Annotated in this window: 14 protein-coding genes and 2 pseudogenes; 5 read left to right on the forward strand and 11 right to left on the reverse strand. The window is 70.1% G+C overall.

Going from position 1 to position 20,796, the window contains the following annotated elements; translation table 11 throughout:
• The 4 genes and pseudogenes from Q0326_RS10650 to Q0326_RS10665 form a co-directional block, all read right to left on the reverse strand.
• A pseudogene (locus Q0326_RS10650) lies at nt 1-196 on the reverse strand (sodium transporter); the annotation flags it as partial.
• Nucleotides 197-293: 97 nt separating this feature from the next.
• Nucleotides 294-1,682 carry a glycoside hydrolase family 3 C-terminal domain-containing protein gene (locus Q0326_RS10655; RefSeq protein WP_363303990.1) on the reverse strand — a complete coding sequence of 463 codons (1,389 nt, stop codon included), beginning with the start codon at nt 1,680-1,682 and terminating at the stop codon, nt 294-296.
• Between the two features lie 18 nt (nt 1,683-1,700).
• Nucleotides 1,701-2,929: pseudogene (locus Q0326_RS10660) on the reverse strand (glycoside hydrolase family 3 N-terminal domain-containing protein); the annotation flags it as partial.
• A gap of 80 nt (nt 2,930-3,009) precedes the next feature.
• Entirely contained in the window at nt 3,010-4,239 is a 1,230-nt protein-coding gene (locus Q0326_RS10665; RefSeq protein WP_298689957.1) for a glycoside hydrolase family 27 protein, read from the reverse strand.
• Between the two features lie 123 nt (nt 4,240-4,362).
• Between Q0326_RS10665 and Q0326_RS10670 the strand changes: the two genes are divergently transcribed.
• The gene (locus tag Q0326_RS10670; protein ID WP_298689960.1) at nt 4,363-5,337 is read left to right on the forward strand and encodes a cupin-like domain-containing protein; all 975 of its coding nucleotides are present in this window, start codon (nt 4,363-4,365) and stop codon (nt 5,335-5,337) included.
• 29 nt (nt 5,338-5,366) lie between these two features.
• Here the strand turns inward: Q0326_RS10670 and nagA are convergent, their stop codons facing one another.
• Genes nagA through Q0326_RS10685 form a run of 3 tightly spaced genes read right to left on the reverse strand, consistent with a single transcriptional unit; the run spans nt 5,367 to nt 8,268 of the window.
• Nucleotides 5,367-6,521 carry an N-acetylglucosamine-6-phosphate deacetylase gene (gene nagA, locus Q0326_RS10675; protein WP_298689962.1) on the reverse strand — a complete coding sequence of 385 codons (1,155 nt, stop codon included), beginning with the start codon at nt 6,519-6,521 and terminating at the stop codon, nt 5,367-5,369.
• Nucleotides 6,518-7,519 (reverse strand): SIS domain-containing protein, encoded by a 1,002-nt coding sequence (locus Q0326_RS10680; protein ID WP_298689964.1) that lies wholly within the window; start codon nt 7,517-7,519, stop codon nt 6,518-6,520. The genes nagA and Q0326_RS10680 overlap by 4 nt, the downstream gene beginning before the upstream one ends.
• Nucleotides 7,520-7,539: 20 nt before the next feature.
• Complete coding sequence (locus tag Q0326_RS10685) at nt 7,540-8,268, reverse strand: GntR family transcriptional regulator (protein ID WP_298689966.1); 729 nt, start codon at nt 8,266-8,268, stop codon at nt 7,540-7,542.
• A gap of 181 nt (nt 8,269-8,449) precedes the next feature.
• Between Q0326_RS10685 and Q0326_RS10690 the strand changes: the two genes are divergently transcribed.
• The 3 genes from Q0326_RS10690 to nagE are packed head-to-tail and all read left to right on the forward strand — an operon-like array spanning nt 8,450 to nt 14,792.
• A complete protein-coding gene (locus tag Q0326_RS10690; protein WP_298689968.1) occupies nt 8,450-10,654 on the forward strand; it encodes a family 20 glycosylhydrolase in 2,205 nt (734 codons plus the stop codon).
• Nucleotides 10,651-13,125: a phosphoenolpyruvate--protein phosphotransferase gene (gene ptsP, locus Q0326_RS10695; protein ID WP_298689970.1), complete on the forward strand. Its 2,475-nt coding sequence runs from the start codon at nt 10,651-10,653 to the stop codon at nt 13,123-13,125. Before Q0326_RS10690 ends, ptsP begins: the two co-directional genes overlap by 4 nt.
• The gene (gene nagE / locus Q0326_RS10700) at nt 13,122-14,792 is read left to right on the forward strand and encodes an N-acetylglucosamine-specific PTS transporter subunit IIBC (RefSeq protein ID WP_298689972.1); all 1,671 of its coding nucleotides are present in this window, start codon (nt 13,122-13,124) and stop codon (nt 14,790-14,792) included. Before ptsP ends, nagE begins: the two co-directional genes overlap by 4 nt.
• 12 nt (nt 14,793-14,804) lie before the next feature.
• Here the strand turns inward: nagE and Q0326_RS10705 are convergent, their stop codons facing one another.
• Nucleotides 14,805-15,791 (reverse strand): cupin-like domain-containing protein, encoded by a 987-nt coding sequence (locus Q0326_RS10705; RefSeq protein ID WP_298689974.1) that lies wholly within the window; start codon nt 15,789-15,791, stop codon nt 14,805-14,807.
• Nucleotides 15,792-15,926: 135 nt separating this feature from the next.
• Between Q0326_RS10705 and Q0326_RS10710 the strand changes: the two genes are divergently transcribed.
• The gene (locus Q0326_RS10710) at nt 15,927-17,171 is read left to right on the forward strand and encodes an ROK family transcriptional regulator (protein WP_298689976.1); all 1,245 of its coding nucleotides are present in this window, start codon (nt 15,927-15,929) and stop codon (nt 17,169-17,171) included.
• A 19-nt stretch (nt 17,172-17,190) separates the two neighbouring features.
• On the opposite strand, the gene Q0326_RS10715 is transcribed toward Q0326_RS10710, so the two are convergent.
• From Q0326_RS10715 to Q0326_RS10725, 3 genes are read right to left on the reverse strand one after another with little or no spacing between them, the layout of a single operon-like run.
• Nucleotides 17,191-18,645 carry a carboxylesterase family protein gene (locus tag Q0326_RS10715; RefSeq protein ID WP_298689978.1) on the reverse strand — a complete coding sequence of 485 codons (1,455 nt, stop codon included), beginning with the start codon at nt 18,643-18,645 and terminating at the stop codon, nt 17,191-17,193.
• On the reverse strand, nt 18,642-19,403 hold the full coding sequence (locus tag Q0326_RS10720) for a GDSL-type esterase/lipase family protein (protein ID WP_298689980.1): 762 nt from the start codon (nt 19,401-19,403) through the stop codon (nt 18,642-18,644). Before Q0326_RS10720 ends, Q0326_RS10715 begins: the two co-directional genes overlap by 4 nt.
• Nucleotides 19,403-20,752 carry a sugar porter family MFS transporter gene (locus Q0326_RS10725; protein WP_298689982.1) on the reverse strand — a complete coding sequence of 450 codons (1,350 nt, stop codon included), beginning with the start codon at nt 20,750-20,752 and terminating at the stop codon, nt 19,403-19,405. Before Q0326_RS10725 ends, Q0326_RS10720 begins: the two co-directional genes overlap by 1 nt.
• Nucleotides 20,753-20,796: the final 44 nt, after the last annotated feature.

The following is a 20,796-nucleotide window of genomic DNA, read 5'->3' on the forward strand; positions in this document are numbered from 1 at the left end:
TCTGCTCGGCCGAGATGTTGGCCGCGATCAGCGAGGCGCCGATCGCCCACCAGGGCAGGTTCTTCGACGCCAGGAAATAGTCGGTGGTATTCTTGGGGCCAGCACCCGCCTTGTCGCGCGACACATATTGCGCGAGGCCGAAGATGGCGACCGCATAGGCGACGATCACGACGATATCGATGCTGCTCAGTGGCACGTCCTGCTCCTCCAGCCGCTGCGCGCTTGCAGGCGCCGGCCGTAATCCGGGCCCATCATGGCGGGGCGGGAGGGGCCCACCCCGCCGCGAGCGATCGTTAGTTCGGGCAGATTGCGCCCTCGGGTCCAGAGCTGAGCGTCATCGTCGTCACCGTCAATGTCAGCGGCGACGCGGTGGTCAGTTTGAACGGGCTCGCGGCATGGGTGATGTCGGCGCCGTGATCGCGCAGGCAGGACAGCCTGACCTTGATCGTTCCGCCACCGCCGGCCGCAGCGATCGCGGGCGCCAGGTCGACGCCGCGGCCGGTCTCGCCAAGCGACAGCAGCACCGGCCCCGTCGGCGCCGCACCGTCGCGCTGGTAGGAGAGCATCAGCAGCATGTCGCCATTGGCCTGGCGCGAGAGGTCGACCGGGGCGCCGGTGACGGCGATGCTCCCCGAGCCGCGACCGTTCCAGACGATCCTGCGGCCCGCCTCCTGGACGCCGCCTGCATCGACCGCCTCGACCTGCACGACACCGTTCGGGCTGGACCCGCTGGGCACCGCCTCGAGGCGCGTCGTGCCGCCGCCGTCGGCCAGCGCGATGTGCCAGGGGGCGTGGATCTTGCCGTGGGTGAAATAGTCGGTGAGGTTGACCACGTCGCCGCTGATCCCCGAGATCTCGGATAGACGCGGGACGGTGACCCGATCGGCGTAGTGGAGCCCATAGCCGAAGGCGAATTGCGGGTCATAGCCGGGCTCCTCGCGGTGAAGCGAGAATTGCGCCGCGGTCTTGGGCCAGGAGAAGCCGAGCTTGCCGTGGAAATCGGAGCGTGGCTTGCCGGCGGCGTCGCCGATCAGCACGTCGGCGACGCCGCCGCCCTCGGTGCCGGGCAGCCAGGCCGCGACGAAGGCGTCGGCCGCATTGATCTCGGGATTGACCCACAGCGGGCGGCCGGACAGGAACAGCGCGACGACCGGGATGCCGCTCGCCTTGAGGCGCTTGAGCAGCGCCAGATCGTCATGCTCGCCGGGCTGATATTCCAGCGTGGGTATGTCGCCCTGGAATTCGGCATAGGGATTTTCGCCGAACACCACGACCGCGACATCCGGCTTGCTGGCGTAGTGGCCGTCGGGGCGGATCTCGGCGCTGCCGCCCATCGCCTGCAGCGTCTGCGCGATCCCAGCGCCGATCGACTGGCCGTTGGGGAAATCCGCATTGCTGTTGCCGGTGCCCTGCCACGACAGGCTCCAGCCGCCCGATTGCTTGGCGATCGAATCGGCGCCGTCGCCCGCCACCAGCACGTGTGCGGTGCCGCGGATCGGCAGCGTGCCCGCCTGGTTCTTGAGCAGCACCAGCGACTCGCGCACCGCCTGGCGGGCGAGCGCGCGGTGGTCGGCGGAGCCGAGCAGCGCAGTCTGTCCCTCGACCGGAAAGGCGCCGTCGAACAGCCCGAGCCGGACCTTTACGCGCAGGATGCGGCGGACCGCATCGTCGAGCCGTGCCATGTCGATCCGTCCGGCGCGGACGTCGGCCAGCGTGTTCTCGTAGAAGGGCTTCCAGCTGTTCGCCGCCATGATCATGTCGACGCCCGCATTGATCGCCTGCGGGCAATGCTCGTTGGTGCAGCCGGGCAGCTGGCCCTGCGCATTCCAGTCGCCGACGACGAAGCCCTGGAACCCCATCCGCGTCTTGAGCACGTCGGTCAGCAGGCTGTGGTTGCCGTGCATCTTGACCCCTGCCAGGAGGAATAGGAGGCCATGACCGTCATCGCGCCGGCGTCGACCGCCGCGGCATAGGCGGGCGCTGCGATGCGGATCAGATCCGCCTCGCTGGACAGGTTGTTGCCCTGGTCCTTGCCGCCGGTGCCGCCATCGCCGAGGAAATGTTTGGCCGACGCGGCGACATGGCCATGCGCCAGCGCGGGCCACTGGCGCGGGGTGCCCTGAAGGCCCTCGATCATCGCGGTGGCGAAGCCGGCGGTCAGCGCCGGATCCTCCGAATAGCTTTCGTACGAGCGCCCCCAGCGGACGTCGCGGACCGTCGCGATGGTCGGGCCGAACGCCCAGTCGATCCCGGCGGCGGCAGTCTCCTGCGCGGTCGCCGCGGCAATCTTCTCGACCAGCGGCAGGTCGCGCGTCGCGCCGAGCGCGATATTGTGCGGAAACAGCGTCGCGCCGACGACGTTGCTGTTGCCGTGGATGACGTCGACGCCGTACATCGTCGGGATCGGGACATGGCCCGGGCGCGCCTCGACCGCGACCGCGCGAAAGGCGTCCGCGGTCGCGGCCCAGGCGGGGGCACGGGCGCGGTCCGGACTGCCCAGCGGCGGGCTGTCGCCGCCCGACAGGATCGATCCGAGCGGATAGCGGCGCAGATCCTCCGGCTTGACCGACCCCGTGTCGCCCTGGACGAGCTGCCCGACCTTCTCCTCGACCGTCATGCGCGCCATCAGGCGGGTGACGAACGCCTCGGTCTTGGCGTCGGTGAAGCCGCGCGGGCTGTGCGCCGCGGGCCAGAGCGCAGGATGGGCCACGCCGGTGGTGGCCGGAACCGGATCGGCCGGCGCGGCACGGCCCGGCGCCGCGACCGTCAGCGACGCGGAGGCAAGCAACATGGCCAGGCGCGCGGCGGTCTTCTCGGTGTTCAAGCGCATCATATCCCCTCGCATCTGCAAACCGGACCTTGTCGATTGCCGCGGCCTATCGGCGCGGAGCCCGTCGCGCCCGCTTCGTTCGTCGGGCGGCGCGATCATGTCGCGGACACAAAAACAAATCAATTTATATAATGGCGGGTGCGAGGCGTTCGCCGTGCGGCATGGCTGTCTGACCGGGGTCAGGGGCGGACCGTCACCATCACCACCCCGTGCGCTGCCACTACGGCGGTAAAGCCGCCCGTCTTCCGGCCCAGCGCTCGGTGTGCCCACAGGTCGCGGACAGCCGCAGTCGTATTGGCGGGATAGCCGATATCGGTCCAAGCGGCGACGATGCTCGCCGCCTGCGTGCCGCGGTTGAGCAGCAGCACGGCGCGGCTGCCGTCGGCGAGCGGGCGCGACCAGACCTCGTGGTCGCCATCGCGGCGGACGCGGCGGCCCTGCTCGCCGAGCGCATCCTGGTCGACCGCGATCACCTCCCGGTTGAGCAGCACGTCGCGCGTCGCACCGGCCATCGCGGCGATATCATTGCCCGCGATCAGCGGTGCGGCCATCATCGCCCACAGGCTGAAATGCGCACGGCTCTCCGCATCGGTCAGCCCACCATTGCCGACCTCGAGCATGTCGGGATCGTTCCAATGGCCGGGCCCGGCATAAGGATAGAGCGGCTCGTTGCGGTCGACGATGTCCATCACGCCCAACGAATAGGTGACGCGGCCGGCCCAGGCGTCGCGGATGTCGGCGGTCGTGCGCCACAGATTGCCGATCTTCTGCGCCCAATCCCATGGGCGGTTATTGCCCCATTCGCAGATCGAGAAGACGATCGGCCGTCCGGTCGCGCGCAGTGCGTCCGCCATCAGCGCATAGGCTTCCTCGGCGTTGCGGATGCCGGTCGAGCACCAGTCATATTTGAGATAGTCGACGCCCCAGCCGGCATAGGTCTGCGCGTCCTGATATTCGTGGCCCTGGCTGCCCGGCCGGCCTCCGCAGGTCTTGCGGCCGGCGTCCGAATAGATTCCGAATTTGAGGCCGCGCGCGTGGATATAATCGGCAAGCGCGCGGATGCCTGAGGGGAATTTGCTGCGGTCCTCGTGGATGAAGCCGTGCGCATCGCGGCTTCCGTGCCAGCAGTCGTCGATGACGACATAGGTGTAGCCGGCCGCCTTCATGCCGTTGCTCGCCATCGCGTCGGCCATCTTGCGGATCACCGTCTCGTTGATCGCGCAGCCATATTTGTTCCAGCTGTTCCACCCCATCGGCGGCGTCTGCGCGAGGCCGTTGGCGGTCCGGTCGGGCTCGAGCGACGGCCGCACCGTATTGGGATCGACCAGCTGGTCCTGCGCCGGGGCGATCGTCGCGAGCATCAGCGACGCGCAGGCGACGCCCCGCGCCAGAATGTGCCGGATCGTCATGTGCCCCTCCCGAATGCGCGACCGTTCGTCTGCGCAGACCGTGCTTAACGGCAGTTCGCGGCGGCATCCAGCCCGCCGCCGCGGCCCCTTTCGCGCAGGGCGCGGCGGTGGCATATCGCGCGCATGACCAGCGGAACCAGCGGCGCGATCGGCCGGCATGTCGAGGAACGCGGGCCGGTCGATCCGGCCCGGCTGCAGGACGAGATCCTGTCGGCCTACCGCCCGATCGTGCTGCGCGGGCAGGCGGCGCACTGGCCAGCGGTGACGGCGGCGCGGCAGTCGGACGAGGCGGTCGCGGCCTACATCGCGCGTTTCGACAGCGGCCGGCCCGCCGAGGTGCTGGTCGGCCCGCCCGAGATCGGCGGTCATTATTTCTACAACGAGGCGCTGACCGGCTGCAACTTCCAGAAGCGCAGCGGCGCGCTGGCGGCGCTGCTCGCACGCCTGTTGCAGCTGCGCGGCACGCCGTCGCCCGATGCGCTCTACGCCGGGGCCGCGGCGGCCGGCGAGCATCTGCCGGGCTGGACCGACGCCAATCCGCTCGGCTTCGACCTGCCGACCGCCAAGGCGCGGATCTGGATCGGCAATGCCTCGCATGTCGCGACCCATTTCGACGAGGCCAGCAACATCGCGGTGGTGATCGCGGGGCGGCGGCGCTTCACACTGTTCCCGCCCGAGCAGTTCGCCAACCTTTATGTCGGCCCGTTCCATCTCACGATCGCCGGCCCCCCGGTCAGCATGGTCGACCTCAGAGCGCCCGATCTGGTGCGCTATCCGCGCTTCGCCGAGGCACAGGCGCACGCGCAGGTGGCGGAGCTGGAACCCGGCGATGCGCTCTACATCCCGCCGATCTGGTGGCACAATGTCCAGGCCGCCGGCCCGTTCAACGTGATGATGAACTATTGGTGGGAGGAGCCCGACGCGACCTCGCCTTTGGCGACGCTGATCCAGGCGATCAAGGCGATGCGCGACCTCGCGCCCGCGCACCGCGGCGCATGGAAGGCGTGGTTCGACCAATATGTGTTCGACGACGCCGCGCCACATGCCGCCGATCATCTGCCGGCGCATGCCCGGGGGGTGGCGGGCCGAGCCCGGTAGACGGCCGCGCGGCCGGCCGCCAATGCCGATCAGGCCATGGCGCGGTCGTACCGTACCTCGCCGCCGCCGATCCAGCTGCGCTGCACAACGAGCGCCTCGTCGGCGAGGATGAGATCGGCGTCGAAGCCCGCGACGATCGCCCCGCGTCTGTCGCCGAGACCCAGGAAGGCGGCGGGCACGGCAGACGCCATGGGAACGGCGGTCGCCAGATCGCTGCCCGTCTGCGCGATCAGCGTCGCGACCGCGCGGTTCATGGTCAGCGTCGATCCCGCCAACGTGCCGTCGGCGCCGACCACCCGGTCGCCCACCCGTCGGATCACCCGGCCTTGCAACAGGAAGGAGTCGGCATCGCTGCCCGCGCACGGCATAGCGTCGCTGACGAGCATCAGCCGCGTCGCGCCTTTGATCCGCAACGCCAGCCGCACCGTCGCGGCGTGGAGATGCTCGCCGTCGACGATCAGTCCGGCGATGCTCGCCTCATCCTCGAGCGCGGCGCCGACCATCCCGGGCGCGCGCGACCCCCATGGCGACATCGCGTTGAACAAATGGGTGAAGCCCGTCATCCCCTCATCGAGCGCGGCCCGCACCTGCTCGTAGCTGGCCTCGCTATGCCCGCCCGCGACGATGACGCCCGCCGCGACCAGCCGCGCGATGTCGCCGGGACGGACGCATTCGGGCGCCACCGTCACCAGTGTGCGGCCGCGCGTCGCCGAGGAGAGCAGCGCGATCGCCGCGTCGTCTATCTGGTCGATCCGCGCGGGATCGTGGATGCCGCGCCGCGTCATGGCGAGGAACGGGCCTTCGATATGAATGCCCGCGATGCCGGGCACGCCCGCGGCGATCGCCTCGTCCACCGCCGCGACTGCGCGTGCGATCACCGCGCGCCTGTCGCTGACCAGCGTGGGCAGCAGCGCGGTGGTGCCGAACCGGCGGTGAGCGGCGGCAATGGTGGCGATCGTGGCGACCGTGGGATCATCGTTGAACAGCGCCCCGCCGCCGCCGTTGACCTGTGTGTCGATGAAGCCGGGCAGCAGCAGCCCGCCTGCGCAATCGATCGGCTCGGCGTCCGTATCCGGCTCAGGGGATACCGCGCGGATGCGGCCGTCCGCGATCGTCACTACCACGTCGCGGCGCAGGCCCTCGGGGAGCAGCACGCGCGCGTTGATCAGGGCTTTGGCGGTCATAGCGTCTCCGTCACCTTGGCGAGATGCGGCGGCCGATCGGGATCGTGCCCACGCAATAGAGCGAGCGCGTTGGCGAGGCGATAGAAGCTCTGCGCGAGCAGGATCGGCTGGATCGCGGGATCGGCCGCAAGCGTGGGCAGGGTGATCGTGCCGGCGACACCGGCAGCGATGACCGGCCCGCCACGCGCCGCGAACAGCTGTGCCGCCGCGTCGACGCTCGCCGCCGACGCGTCGTCCTGCGCGAACAGCAGCACCGGGAAATCGGGCCCGACCAGCGCCATCGGCCCGTGCCGTACTTCGGCGGCGCTGAACGCCTCAGCATGAAGGCCGCAGGTCTCCTTGGCCTTGAGCGCCGCCTCCTGCGCGACGCCGAGGCCGAGGCCGCGCCCGACGACATACAGGCTGCGCGCCGCCGCGAGAGGCGGCATTGCCGCGTGCCAGTCGAGCGCCCATGCCGCATCGAGCTGCGCCGGCAGGTCATCCAGCGCGGCGTTCAAGCTCGCGCTTCCGGTCCATTCCGCGACCAGGTGGACGATCGCCGCGAGCGTGGCGACGAAGGATTTGGTCGCCGCCACGCTGCGTTCGGGCCCGGCATCGAGCGGCAGGGTCACGTCGGCCAGCGCGGCGAGCGGCGATGTCTCGTCGTTGACCAGCGCGACGAGCAGCGCGCCCTGCGACTGCGCGGCGGTCGCCGCGGCGATCAGGTCGGGGCTGCGGCCCGACTGGGAGAAGACCAGCATGACGGTGCCCGCCATGTCCCGGACGGCGCCATAGACCGATACGACCGACGGCGAGACCGAGCTCGTCACGATGTCGACGTGGGTCTCGATCAGATAGCGCGCATAGGTCGCCGCATTGTCCGAACTCCCGCGTGCCAGCGTGCCAAGGCTGCGCGGCTTCATCGCGCGCAGCCGCGCGCCGAGCGCCGCCATCGCTGCCGCGTTGCGCAGGCGCTGCCGGCGGACCACCGCGGCCGCTTCGGCGGCTTCGCGGTACATCAACGTCTCTTCCGCGCGCATCACGAGCCGCCGAGCTCGGAGACGATGTCATAGCCATCGCCGCGATACAGCGAGCGGGCGAATTCGACCGCCCGCCCGCTGGCGGCGAAGCCGCGGCGCTCGATCAGCAATCCTGCGGCGGGCCCATCGATGCCGAGCAGTGCGATCTCCTCGGCATCGAGCAGGACGGCGCGCAGGCGCTGCAGGACGCGCACCGGTCGCGCCGCGCCGAGCGTCGCATAGAGCGAGGCGCCCACCGCGTCGGCGGAAGGCAGGATGTCGGCCGGGATGCTGCTCTGCTCGATCGCCATCGAGATGCCGTCGGCATGGCGTACGCGCGACAGCCGGGTTACCGCGCTGCCCGGGCTCAGCCCCAGCGCGAGCGCCTCCTCGGGCGTGACGATACCGGTGCCGCGCGTGATCCAGCTGCTCGACGGCGTGCGGCCACGCCCTTCCATGTCTTCGGTAAACGACGACAGATTCGCGAAATTCTTTTCGATCGGCGCCGCGACATAGGTGCCGGCGCCGCGCCGCCGGGTCAGCAGGCGCGCATCGACCAATCCGTCGATCGCCTTGCGCACCGTGACGCGCGAGACGTGATAGGCAGCCGCGAGGTCGCGCTCGGGTGGCAGCGCTTCGCCCGGGGCCAGGATACGCGCGTCGATGGCGTCGCAAAGCTTGCGCTCCAGTTGCCGGTAAAGCGGGCCTGGCTCTCCAGCGATCAACCGGCCTACGCGTTCGACGAACATGTGCTTCTCCGCCATCCGACGACCACATCTGCCGCCGTATCGAGCCCAATGAAGAGACCAATATCACATTGGACTGCTCATTGGTATTGCATCTTGTCGGGATGCGCGCATGATGGGCGCCTTCGAACAAAGGATGATCATGCGCAGGTGGCGATCGCTCGCAGTCGGATTGCTGACCCTGATGAGCGCTCCGGCCGCACAGGCGGTACCGCTGTCCGTGCTCCCGCAGCCTGCGTCCATGGTTCCCGCTGCAGGCAGTTATGGCGTGGGTCAGTCGCACCTGTTCGCGGACCCCGGGGATGCCGGCGCGATCGCGGCCGCTGCGCGATTTCGTGCCTTGCTCGATCGCAGCGGCGGTCCCACGCTGCCGATGGCGGGCGATGCACGACATGCGATCGCCTTCGTCCGCGATCCGAGCGTCGTCGGCGCCGAGGCCTATGCGCTGACAGTGACGCCGGACAAGATCACCATCCGCGCGAGCGGCGATGCCGGGCTCTATTATGGCGCCGAGACGCTGTGGCAACTCGTCGCGGCCGCCAAGGATGGCCGTATCCCGGCGGTGCGCATCGACGACAGGCCAGCCTTCGCCTGGCGGGGCGTGATGCTCGACAGCGCGCGGCATTTCCAGCCGGTCGCCTATGTCGAGCAGCTGCTCGATCGGATGGCGCTCGCCAAGCTCAACCGGTTCCACTGGCACCTGACCGACGACCAGGGCTGGCGGCTGCCCGTCGACAATTATCCGCGGCTGACCGAGATCGGCGCTTGGCGGACGCCAGCTGGCCCGGCGGGGCGGGACCCGAAGACGGGCGAGGCGGTGCGCTATGGCGGCTTCTACACGCATGACGAGATTCGCGCTGTCGTCGCCTATGCCGCCGCGCGCCACATCGTCGTCGTCCCCGAGATAGAGATGCCCGGGCACGCCACCGCGGCGATCGCCGCCTATCCGGCGCTTGCCTCCACCGCGACGCCGCCGACCGCGCCGTCGGCCGATTGGGGCATCCTGCCCAATTTGTTCAACACCTCCGACCAGACCTTTACGATGCTGCATGCAGTGCTCGACCAGGTGATGGCGCTGTTCCCGGGGCCCTATATCCACATCGGCGGCGATGAATCGCCCAAAGGGCAATGGCAGGCCGATCCGCGCGAGCGGGCCAAGCTCGCCAGCCTGGGGCTGCACAACGATGGACAGCTGCAGGGCTGGTTCACCGCGCAGATCGGTGCCTATCTCGAACAGCACGGCCGTCGGCTGGTCGGCTGGGACGAGATACTCGAGGGCGGCGTGCCAGCGGATGCGACGGTGATGTCGTGGCACGGGATCGACGGCGCGCTCGCGGCGGCGCGGAGCGGGCATGACGCGGTGCTCGCGCCCGAACCGACCTTCTATCTCGACAATCGCCAGAGCGATTCACCCGACGAGCCGCCGGGCCGCGGCGAGATCGTCGACTGGAAGCGGCTCTACGACTTCCCGCTGCTGCCGGCCACGATAACGTCCGCCGAACGTGCACATATTCTCGGGGTACAGGCCAATCTGTGGACCGAGCATGTCGGCAATGGGCGCGACGCGGATCGGATGCTGTGGCCGCGTGCGGCGGTCGTTGCCGAACTCGGCTGGTCGCCGGCGCAGGGCCATGACTGGTCCGGTTTCTCGCGCCGGCTGGTGTCGGCGATGGCGGGATGGCGTGCGCTCGGCTGGGGCTATGACGAGACGCCGCTGGCGGCCGAGGCGACGGTCGCCGGCGACCAAATTGCGCTGCGTCAGCCTGCCGGGATCGGGACGCTGCGCTACACGATCGACGGCAGCGCGCCGACCACAATATCGCCGGCCTATACCGCGCCGATCCCGCTCGCCCAGGCGGGTGACGTCCACGCCCAAAGCTTTCTCGACGGGGTGGCGCTCGGCGTGGCCGCGCGCTTCCGCGTCGACGCCACCAGCGCGCGTACCGAAGCGGCGAGCGCGATGCGGCAATGCGCGCGCAAGCTGCCGTTGCGGCTCGCGGACAGCGGCGGCAGTGCCGACGGGCGACCGATCCACTGGGTCGACGTCATGGAGCCATGCTGGATATGGCCCGCCGCCCCACTTGACGGCGCCACCCATGTCGTCGCTCAAGTGGCGCAGGTCCCCTATAATTTTTCGTTCGGCAACGATCCGATCCCCGCCCATTTCGCGCCGCCGCGGACGCGCTTCGGCGAATTGGAGGTGCGCCAGGATCGCTGCGACGGCCCCCTGATCGCAATTGTGCCGATGACCGCACCGACGCGGGGCGAGAGCGAGGCCAAGGCGCCGCTTGCCATGCCCGTGACGGGACCGCACGACCTGTGCATGACCTTCACCCAGGCCACTGCCGACCCGCTGTGGGTCCTCGACCGGCTGACGCTCGGCCGATGACCGAGATCGCAAGCCCGTTCGCCGGCTGGCTCGCCGCGCTCGATACGGTGCCCGACCCGGTCTTCGCCGAGCGCATGCTCGGCGACGGGGTTGCGATCGACCCCACCGAAGGCGTCCTCCGCGCGCCTGTCGCCGGCCGGATCACGACCATCCACGCCGCCCGCCACGCGGTCACGATCGAGGCGGCGGGCGGTGCGGTGCTGTTGCTCCATATCGGGCTTGAGACGGTGGCGCTCGCCGGCGCCGGATTCACCGCACTGGTGGCGGTCGGCGCGACCGTGGCGAAGGGCGATCCGCTGATCGCGTTCGATCTCGATACGGTCGGCCGAGGCGCGAAAAGTCTCGTCACTCCGCTGATTTTGACCAGCGGCGAAGCGTTCGCGATCGAGCGTATCGGCGGTGATCGCTTGGTCGCGGCGGGCGAGCCGGTGCTGCGGATCGTCGCGCGGGGCAGCGACGCCGTCGCCATGACCGAAAGCGGGCAGGCGGATGCCGCGCGCAGCCTGGCGGTCCCGCTGCGCCACGGCATCCACGCGCGTCCCGCCGCCCGCATCGCCGCGCTCGCGTGCCGTTTCGAGGCCCGTGCGGAGCTGGTTGCGACGGACGGCCGCGCCGCGTCCGCGCGCAGCCCGGTCGCGATGCTCGCGCTTGCGCTGGTGCATGGCGCGCAGGTCACCGTACGGGCGCGCGGTGGAGATGCCGCGGCGGCGGTCGCGGAGATCGCCGCGCTGATTGAAAGTGGAATGGGCGAGGCGTCGCCGATCGCGATGCCGCCGCTGCCCGCCGCGCCCATGCCGCTGCCCGCCCTGCTGCGCGGCGTGACCGCGGTGCCCGGTCTTGCGGTCGGGCCGGCGTTCCAGCTGCCACAGCCCGACGGCGAGATCGCGATCGACGCCGCCGATCCTGCCGCCGAACATGCCGCGCTCGACGCGGCGATCGCCGTCGTGGATGCGCGGTTGCAAGCGCAGCAAGGGGACGGCGCCGTATCGACGATCGCCGCTGCGCATCGCGCCCTGCTGAGCGATCCCGAACTGATCGCGGCGGCGCGCGGATCGATCGGCACCGGGCGCAGCGCCGCCTTTGCCTGGCAGAGCGCGATCGCGCGCTTCGTCGATCTCCTCGGCGCCAGTGGCGATCGCCGCTTCGCCGAGCGGCAGGACGATCTGCGCGACATCGAGCGCAGCGTCATCACCGCGCTGAACGGAGACGCCGCCGTACTCTCGGTCCCGCGTGGCGCGATACTGCTGGCCGGCGATCTGCTGCCCTCGCAGCTGATGGCGCTGGTCGACGCGGGACTTGCCGGCATCGTCACGGCGCGCGGCGGCCCGACGTCGCATGCCGCGATCATCGCTGCCGGCGCCAATCTACCGATGCTGGTCGCCGCAGGCGAGGCCGTCGAGCGGATCGCGACCGACACGCCGCTGCTGCTCGACGCCGCCGCCGGCACGCTCGCGATCGATCCGCCCTCTGCCGATGCCGGCGCGGCCCTCGATGCGCAGGCCGAGGCAGCGCGTTTCCGCATCGCGGCGCAGGCGCATGCGCACGAGCCCGCGATGACGCGCGACGGGCAGCGGATCGAGGTGGTCGCCAATCTCGGCTCGCTCGCAGAAGCGCAGGCGGCGGTCGACGCCGGGGCGGAGGGCTGCGGCCTGCTGCGCACCGAATTCCTGTTCCTCGACCGCGACACCGCACCGAGCGAGGACGAACAGCACGCCAGTTATCAGGCGATCGCCGACGCGCTCGCGCGCCGGCCGATGATCGTGCGCACGCTCGATATCGGCGCGGACAAGCCGGCGGTCTATCTGCCGATGCCGCCGGAAGAAAATCCCGCGCTCGGCCTGCGCGGGCTCCGGCTCGGTCTGTCACGCCCCGACGTGCTGCGTGCCCAATTGCGTGCCTTGGTTCGCGTCGACGGTGCCGTCCGCATCATGCTGCCGATGGTAACCGACCTCGCCGAATTGGCCGCGGCGCGCGCCTTGCTCGACGAGGCGGCGGCCGCACTCGGACGCTCCGCGCCGCCGCTCGGGATCATGGTGGAGACCCCCGCCGCCGCGCTTCTCGCCGACAGGCTCGCGCGCGATACGGCCTTTTTCTCGATCGGCAGCAACGATCTCTCGCAATATACGCTGGCGCGCGATCGCGGCAATCCGGCGGTGGCGGCCGGCCTCGATGCGCTGCATCCGGCGGTGCTACGGCTGATCGCGATGACCGCCAGCGGCGCGGCGGCGCACGGCCGATGGACCGGCGTGTGCGGCGGTCTCGCCGCCGACGCGGCCGCGGTGGCGGTGCTGATCGGACTCGGCGTCACCGAATTGTCGGTGCCGGTCGGGATGGTCGCCGAGACCAAGGCGCGTGTGCGGCGGCTCGACTTGGAGAATTGTCGCGCTTTCGCCGCGGAGGCGGTCGCGCTGGACGATGCCGCCCAAGTGCGCGCGCTCGTCGGTCGCGCCGATATGGGAGGGCAGGCATGAAGCTTAGCATTCAGTCGCTTCAGCCGCTCGGTCGCGCGCTGATGCTGCCGATCGCCGTCCTGCCGATCGCCGGGCTGCTGCTCCGGCTGGGCCAGCCCGACCTGCTCGGCATCGCCTTCATGGCCGAGGCGGGCGCGGCGGTGTTCGATAATCTCGGCCTGCTGTTCGCGGTCGGCATCGCGGTCGGCCTCGCGCGCGACGGCAATGGCGCGGCGGGGATGGCGGGCGTGGTTTGCTATCTCGTTGTCACCCGCGGCGCGGCGACGCTGCTCGTCGTCCCGCCGGGCACCGCGGCTGGATTGCCGGCCGCCGCCGCCGCGACGATCATCGCAGCCTTCCGCGCCGGCGCGATCGCAAAATTGTCGGTGCCGATCGGCATCGTCTCGGGGCTGATCGCGGGCGGCTTTTACAACCGCTATGCGACCACGCAGCTGCCCAATTACCTCGCCTTCTTCGGGGGGCGGCGGCTGGTGCCGATCCTGTCCGGGCTCGCCGGTCTCGCGCTCGCCGCGCTGGTCGGCCTCGGCTATGCGCCGATCGCGGCGGGGATGGATGCGGCGAGCACCGGCGTGATCCGATCGGGTGTCGTCGGCCTGTTCCTGTACGGCGTGCTCAACCGGCTGCTGATTGTCACCGGGCTTCACCACATCCTCAACAATGTCGCCTGGTTCCTGATCGGCGACTTCCACGGCAGCACCGGCGACCTCAACCGCTTCTTCGCCGGCGACCCGACGGCGGGCGGCTTCATGTCGGGATTCTTCCCGGTGATGATGTTCGGGCTGCCCGCCGCCTGCCTCGCCATGTATCACGCCGCGCGGCCCGAGCGGCGCAAGGCGGTGGCCGGGCTCTATCTCTCGATGGCGCTGACCGCACTGCTGACCGGCGTCACCGAGCCGATCGAGTTCAGCTTCATGTTCGTGGCGCCGCTGCTGTATGCGCTGCACGCCTTGCTCACCGGATTGGCGATGGTCGCGATGGACCTGCTCGGCGTCAAGCTGGGCTTCACCTTCTCGGCGGGGCTGCTCGACTATGCGCTGAACTTTCCCAAGGCAACGCGGCCGCTGCTGCTGCTGCCCGTCGGGCTAGCCTATGGCGCCATCTATTACGGCGTCTTCCGGGTGGCGATTGCGCGGTTCGACCTCAAGACTCCGGGCCGCGAAGCCGATGTCGCGGAGCCGGTCGCGCACGCCATACCCGCCGACCGCGGCACCGCATTCGTCGCAGCTTTGGGCGGGCGCGCCAACCTCGTCGAGATTGGCGCCTGCACGACGCGGCTGCGCCTGGTCGTCGCGGATCCGGCGGCGGTCGACGATGCGCGGCTGCGCGCGCTGGGGGCGATGGGCATCGTCCGGCCTTCGGCCGATCGGATCCAGGTGGTGCTGGGTCCGATCGCGGACATGGTCGCCGCCGAGATGCGCCTAGCCGGCGACGCGGCGCCGGTCCCCCCGATTGATGCGGCGCAGTGGGTCGTCGCGCTCGGCGGCAGGGCCAACATCGCCGACCTCGCCGCCAATGCGAGCCGGATCATGCTGCACCTGGGTGATGCTGCGCGGATCGACGAGGCGGCGCTGTCCCGACTGGGGGTCAGGGCGATCGCGCGCACGGCGCAGGGCATCCATCTGATCGTCGAGGACGCGGAAGCGGTCGCAGCCCGCATCGCGGCCTGAGCGCTCGCCGCGCTACGCCTTTCCGCCGCGCAGATACGCGTCCAGCGCGGAACTCTGCGCCGCACCGGGGCCCCCGAGCAGACCGCGTGCATGGTCGGGCAAATGATCGGCCGCGGCATCGGCGTCATCGCCAAAGACATAATGGTCGAACCACGCGCGCCAGACCGCCTTCTCGGCGGGCGGCAGATCGCGCACGGCCGCGAGCGTATGGATCATCGCCATGAACGGAGAATAGGCGCCGTTGGTGGGCCACCAATAATTGACCAGCAGGTTGAAACCGTCGGCCGCGTCGACCGCATGCCACCAGGTCGCCGGGATGAAGATCGCATCGCCCGGTTGGAGCACCGCCGTGCGGGCGTGCTTCGCCGCCTGCGCAAAGCGCGGATAGCGTTGGTAATCGGGGGCGGCAGGATCGACCATGCTCGTCGGCGGCCCGGCGATGGTGCGATCGAGCGGGCCGCAATAGAGATTGGGCAGCTGATCGGGCGGGAACAGCGTGAACGTCCGACGCCCCGCGACCACGCAGGCAATGTTGGGCGACATGTCGAAATGCGTCGCCACCCGCGTCGCGTTGCCGATCCATAGCCGGGCCGTGCCGCCGGGTGTGGGAAGACCGAGCGGATTGGCGTCGGTCCAGCCGGGCAGATGCTCGTCGGCCGCGGCGGCACTGGCATAGAGCGTCGGCGCGTCACGCAGATCGGCGATGCGCAGCACCTCGGCGATGACATCGCGCAGTGGGACGCGGTCACGTCGGAAATTGAAGCCGCGCATATCTTCGCGGTAGAAGAGATGACCGCCGGCGGCGGGTGGCGCGACCATCACGTCGGTCGACGCCTCGCGCGCGAAGCCCAGCATATAGGCCGCAATCGCAGCCGCATCCTGCCGGCCCGCGGACACGGCCGGCCAGTGAGCCACCTGTCCGCGCAGCACGACCGGCTCGAAAGCGGGCACGATCTGCTCCGCGAAGATGTTGCCGTCTACCGCGGGGCGTTCGATCACTCCTTCACCCATTGTTCACGTCCCGTCGCTCTTTCCGCGTTAAGATAGCGCGGCATTGCGGAAAGGCCACGCTTGCGTAACAGAGGTGCGGCAATAGCCACCCGCCGTGGATATGGCGAGGAACGACCGTCCGGCATGAAGATCGAATACCGTAACAATCGCGCCGCGAGCGCGACCGGAAGCGAACGCGGCGACGAGCGCGGTACGCGACTGGCGACGAGCCTGTCGGGCACCAATCTCGCACGCGCGGGCGATTATAATCAGCGCATCGTGCTTCAGGCCGTGCGCCTCGCCGATCATATCACGCGCGCCGAGATCGTCGAGCAGACCGGGCTGACCGTCCCGACCATCGCCAACATCACCAACCGGCTGCTCGAACGCGGGCTGATCCTGGGTGCCGGCAAGCGATCGGGCGCGCGGGGCCAGCCGGCGCTGCGTTTCGCGATCAATCCCGACGGCTGTTTCGGGATCGGCGTCAACATCGACCGCGATCATGTCAGCGTCGTGTCGCTCGATCTGGCGGGCAACGTCCGGACGCGCGCGACGCGCGAGATCGCCTTCCCGATGCCCGATCAGGTGGTGGCCCACGTTCGCGCGGTGGTCGACGACATCCTCGCCTCGGGCGCGATCGACGAGAGCAGGATCCTGGGGATCGGGGTGGCGCTTCCCGACGCGCTGGGCAGCGTCGCGCTTCCGCACCGGCCCGAGGGCTATGAAATCTGGAACGCGGTCGACGTCGCCGGGCTGTTCGCCGCGGTGATGCCGTGGCCGGTCTATCTCGACAACGACGCCGCCGCCGCCGCGATCGGCGAAGCGCAATTCGGTGCGGGTCTGCTCTATTCGAGCTTCTTCTACATGCTGCTGACCGCGGGGCTCGGCGGCGGCCTGGTGATCGATGGCAGCTATTACCGCGGCGCCACCGGGCGTAGCGGCGAGATCGGCTTCCTGCCGAGCAGCGGCGGGCAGATGCTGCAGGACAGCGTCTCGCTTTCGGGCCTCTATGCCATGCTTGAGGCCGACGGTCTCGCGGTCGCCTCGCCGGACGAGCTGGAAACCGCTGCGTCGCCGATTGCGGCCGTGGTCGATCGCTGGATCGCACAGGCCGCCGACGATCTGGTCGTACCGCTCGCCGCGGTCAATTGTCTGGTCAATCCGGAAGCGGTGCTGATCGGCGGACGCTTGCCGGCGGCGCTGATCGAGCGGCTGGCGATGGCGGTCAACAACCGGCTCGCGGCGAGCGTCAGCGGGCTGCCCAGTCGCGCGCCGGTGATCCGTGCCGACCTAGCCGCCGACGCGCCGGCGGTCGGCGCCGCGATCCTGCCGTTCAACGATGCGGTCTTCCCGTCGGACATGATCCTGATGAAAGTCAGTCACGACTGAACCGATCGGCGGACCGACGTCAGGGCATGTGCGTCAGCGGGCATATCGGATCGGCCTCGACGCGCACGGCCGCCGCGGCCTGCCCGAACTGCATTACGGCGCGCTTGTCGGCGCGGAACCGGGGCCATGCCAAAAGCCCCGGCGCCTCCGGCGCGCCGGTGCGCGCGAACGCAAGCCAATGGTCCTGCATCGCTGACGCCCCACCCGTGCCCTTGCGGAGCACCGAGTCGATCTCCGATCCGTGGACCGCGGGCCTCCCGTCGGCGCCCTGATGATCGAAGCGGTAGACCCAGGTCGTTTGCCCGTTCGCGCCACGGTCGCGCGCCGCGACCTCGGCCGGGCAGCGGAAGACGAGATCGGTCGCCAGCCTGAGCGTCTGCGCGTCCGGGACGGGCCCGATCGGCGTGATGGCGTAGTGTGCAAGGACCATCGGCGCATCGCGGCCAAACCGCTGGCGGATCACGCCGCGGGCATCGCCTCGGATATCGGCTGTCGTGAACTCTTGCGCATTGGTGCCGATGATCAGCGGCGCGGGGTTGCGGTTCGTCGCCAGCAGGCGCTCGGGCGAAGCCGGCAGGAGCATGCCGTCCGCGGTGATCTGAAGCCATAGGAAGCTGTCGTCGCCAAGGCTGGGCTCGTGCACCGTATCGGCGGCCTCGAGCAGCGCCGCGACGGGCAGGCGGCGCAGCGCGGCGGCGTCAGCCCCAGGCGGCGCGCCGGCGAGCCGGACCAGCCGCTCGCCGAGCGTCTCGGCTTGGCCGAGGCTGCGACTGGGCACGCCGAACGCCGGTGTCCCGCTCTCCGCAATCGCGCGCGCGAAGAGGCCGCGGCTCGACGGGATCAGCAGCTGGAGCCCGACATCCTGCGCGCCTGCGGACTCGCCGAAGATCGTCACCTGCGTCGGATCGCCACCGAAGCGCGCGATGTTGGCCTGGACCCAGCGCAGCGCCGCCTGCTGGTCCATCAGCCCGTAATTGCCCGAGCCGTGCGTCGGCGCCTCGGCGCTCAGCGCGGGATGCGACAGGAAGCCGAGCGCGCCGAGCCGATAATTGAAATCGACCAGCACGATATCGTGCGAGACGAGATCCGATGCGATCGCGCCGACGCCCGATCCGCCACGATTGCCGCCGCCGTGGATCCACACCATCACCGGCAGCGGGTGGTCGGGGTGTAGCGACGGCGTGCGCAGCTCGAGCGTCAGGCAATCCTCGACGCCGGTTTGCGCGTCGTGGCGGTTCCAGCTGCCATAGTCGCTCTGCGGGCAGGCGCGGCCGGGCGTCGTGGCGGGGCGGGGATCGGTCCAGCGGATCGGCTGGGGCGGCATCCAGCGGAGCGATCCGATCGGCGGCTGCGCATAGGGCACGCCGCGAAAGGCGACGCTGCCGTCCGTCTCCTGCGTGCCGACGATCGGGCCTGCGCTGGTCGCGACGACCGGGCCTGTGAGCAGGGCGAGGCTTAGCAGCGCTGTGATCATTGCTCGGCGACCGGCAACGGCGTGGGTGCGGGCCGGGACAGTGCCTCGGCTATCGCCGTCCGCGCGACCGGGATCATGTGATCGAAGCCGATCGGATTGGGGTGCACGCCGTCGGTCGTCCATGCCGCGACGAAGCCGCCCTTGCCGTCCTGCAGCGCGGACCAATAGTCGGCGTAAGTCGCGCCGGCCCTCGCGGCATAGACCTTCAGCCAGGCGTTGATCGCCTCGATCCTGTGCGTCACCTCGAGCCCCGGCCGCCAGCTGAAATGCGAGGCGGGCGGGATCGAGGCGAGGATGACGCGGATACCGTGCGCCTGCGCCAGCTCGGTCATGGTGCGGACATTGGCCTCGGTCTCCTCCGCAGTCATCGGGCCGGTGTTGCTGGCGATGTCGTTGGTCCCCGCCATGATCTGAACGACCGACGGGCGCAGCGCGATCACGTCCTGGCGGAAGCGCACCAGCATCTGCGGCGTCGTCTGCCCGCCGATGCCGCGGCCGATGCGACCGGCGACGAAGAAGCCGGGGCGCGCGTCCCGCCACATCTGCGTGATCGAGTCGCCCAGGAACACGACGCGCGGCTCCTTGGACGGTGCCGGGAGCAGCGCGTCCTCCGCCTTGTAACGCGCCATCCACGCCCAGTCGGTGTGCAGTCGCTGCTCGGCGGCCTGATCGGCCGCCGCTTTGTCGGCGGGCGACTGCACGTGCGCGGACGGACTGGCGAGCGTCAGGACGATCGCGGCGAACAGGGCGGGACGCATCAGGCGGTCTCCAGGCGGTGGTGCATGTCCTCCAGCGACACGCCCCTCGTTTCGGGGAAGAACAGCGCGACGACGATCAGCTGGACGACCATCATTCCCGCGAACAGACCGAAGGGCGCGGCAGGCGAGAGATGCGCCACCGCCCACTGGAAGCCGATCGCGATCAGCGCGTTGAGCAGCCAGTGCGTGCCGCTGCCGAGCGCCGCGCCGCGCGCGCGTACGGCGGTCGGGAACACCTCGCTGATATAGACCCAGATCACCGCGCCCTGGCTGGTCGCGAAGCAGGCGATGAAGCCGACCAGCGCCGGCAGCAGCAGCGCACGATCGATCAGGCCGGACAGCGCCGCGCTGGCCGCGCCGAGGCAGAGCGCAGTGCCGCCAGCGCCTGCCAGCAGCAGCGTCTTGCGGCCGACCCGGTCGATCAGCGCCATGCCGACGAGCGTGAACAGCAGATTGGCGACGCCGATCCCGATCGCGGGCAGGTCGGAGGCACGGAAGCCCGCATCGGCGAAGATCTGGTTGAGATAATAGAGGATCGCGTTGATCCCCGAGAGCTGATTGAATGCCGCGACCAGCATCGCGAGCAGGATCGGGCGCTTGTGGCGCGACCAGCGCAGCCGTTGACCACCTGCGGTGCGATCGTCGGCGAGGCTGGCCCGGATCGCCGCGAGCTCCTGCGCGGGCGCAGGATCGCCGATCGCCGCGAGCACCGCCAGCGCCGCGGCGTCGCGTCCCTTGGCGGCGAGCCAGCGCGGGCTGTCGGGGATGCGGAGGAGGAGGAGCAGGAACAGCAGCGCCGGGGCGGCGGCGACCCCGAGCTTCCATCGCCAGGCCATATCGGCCGTGGGCACCAGTGCGGTGACCGCCGCATTGCTCACATAGGCGGCAAGGATGCCGACGACGATCGCGAGCTGGAACATGCCGACCAGCATGCCGCGTCGCGCCGCCGGTGCGATCTCGGCGATGTAGACCGGCGCCAGCACCGACGACCCACCGATCGCGAGTCCGCCGATGAAACGAAAGGCGAGCAGCGAGCCCCAGTCCCAGGCGAGCGCGGATCCGCAGCCGGACACGACGTAGAAGAGCGCCAGCACGCCCAGCACGCGGCGTGCGCCATAGCGGTCGCCCGGCGATCCCGCCGTCATCGCACCGACCAGCGTACCCCACAGCGCCGCCGACACCGTGGTGCCGAGCGCCAAGGGGCTCAACGCGAAATGCGTTGCTAGCGGCTGGGTCACGCCCGAGATGACCGCGGTGTCGAACCCGAACAACAGCCCGGCGAGCGCAGCCGTGCCCGCGGCCTGCACAAACAGCATCCGGGCATTCCGGCTGGCGGCGATCTTGGACATTCGGCATTCCCCCTTACGGGACTTCGCGCCCCGCGAACGACATT

It is taken from the genome of uncultured Sphingomonas sp., from assembly GCF_937859915.1.
In the GTDB taxonomy this organism is placed as follows: Bacteria; Pseudomonadota; Alphaproteobacteria; order Sphingomonadales; family Sphingomonadaceae; genus Solisphingomonas.

Coding starts and splice junctions, on each gene's coding strand:
- Q0326_RS10655 (WP_363303990.1), bottom strand. CDS start 1,682: ATGGCACGGCTCGACGATGCGGTCCGCCGCATCCTGCGCGTAAAGGTC.
- Q0326_RS10665 (WP_298689957.1), bottom strand. CDS start 4,239: ATGACGATCCGGCACATTCTGGCGCGGGGCGTCGCCTGCGCGTCGCTG.
- Q0326_RS10670 (WP_298689960.1), top strand. CDS start 4,363: ATGACCAGCGGAACCAGCGGCGCGATCGGCCGGCATGTCGAGGAACGC.
- nagA (WP_298689962.1), bottom strand. CDS start 6,521: ATGACCGCCAAAGCCCTGATCAACGCGCGCGTGCTGCTCCCCGAGGGC.
- Q0326_RS10680 (WP_298689964.1), bottom strand. CDS start 7,519: ATGTACCGCGAAGCCGCCGAAGCGGCCGCGGTGGTCCGCCGGCAGCGC.
- Q0326_RS10685 (WP_298689966.1), bottom strand. CDS start 8,268: ATGTTCGTCGAACGCGTAGGCCGGTTGATCGCTGGAGAGCCAGGCCCG.
- Q0326_RS10690 (WP_298689968.1), top strand. CDS start 8,450: ATGAGCGCTCCGGCCGCACAGGCGGTACCGCTGTCCGTGCTCCCGCAG.
- ptsP (WP_298689970.1), top strand. CDS start 10,651: ATGACCGAGATCGCAAGCCCGTTCGCCGGCTGGCTCGCCGCGCTCGAT.
- nagE (WP_298689972.1), top strand. CDS start 13,122: ATGAAGCTTAGCATTCAGTCGCTTCAGCCGCTCGGTCGCGCGCTGATG.
- Q0326_RS10710 (WP_298689976.1), top strand. CDS start 15,927: ATGAAGATCGAATACCGTAACAATCGCGCCGCGAGCGCGACCGGAAGC.
- Q0326_RS10715 (WP_298689978.1), bottom strand. CDS start 18,645: ATGATCACAGCGCTGCTAAGCCTCGCCCTGCTCACAGGCCCGGTCGTC.
- Q0326_RS10720 (WP_298689980.1), bottom strand. CDS start 19,403: ATGCGTCCCGCCCTGTTCGCCGCGATCGTCCTGACGCTCGCCAGTCCG.
- Q0326_RS10725 (WP_298689982.1), bottom strand. CDS start 20,752: ATGTCCAAGATCGCCGCCAGCCGGAATGCCCGGATGCTGTTTGTGCAG.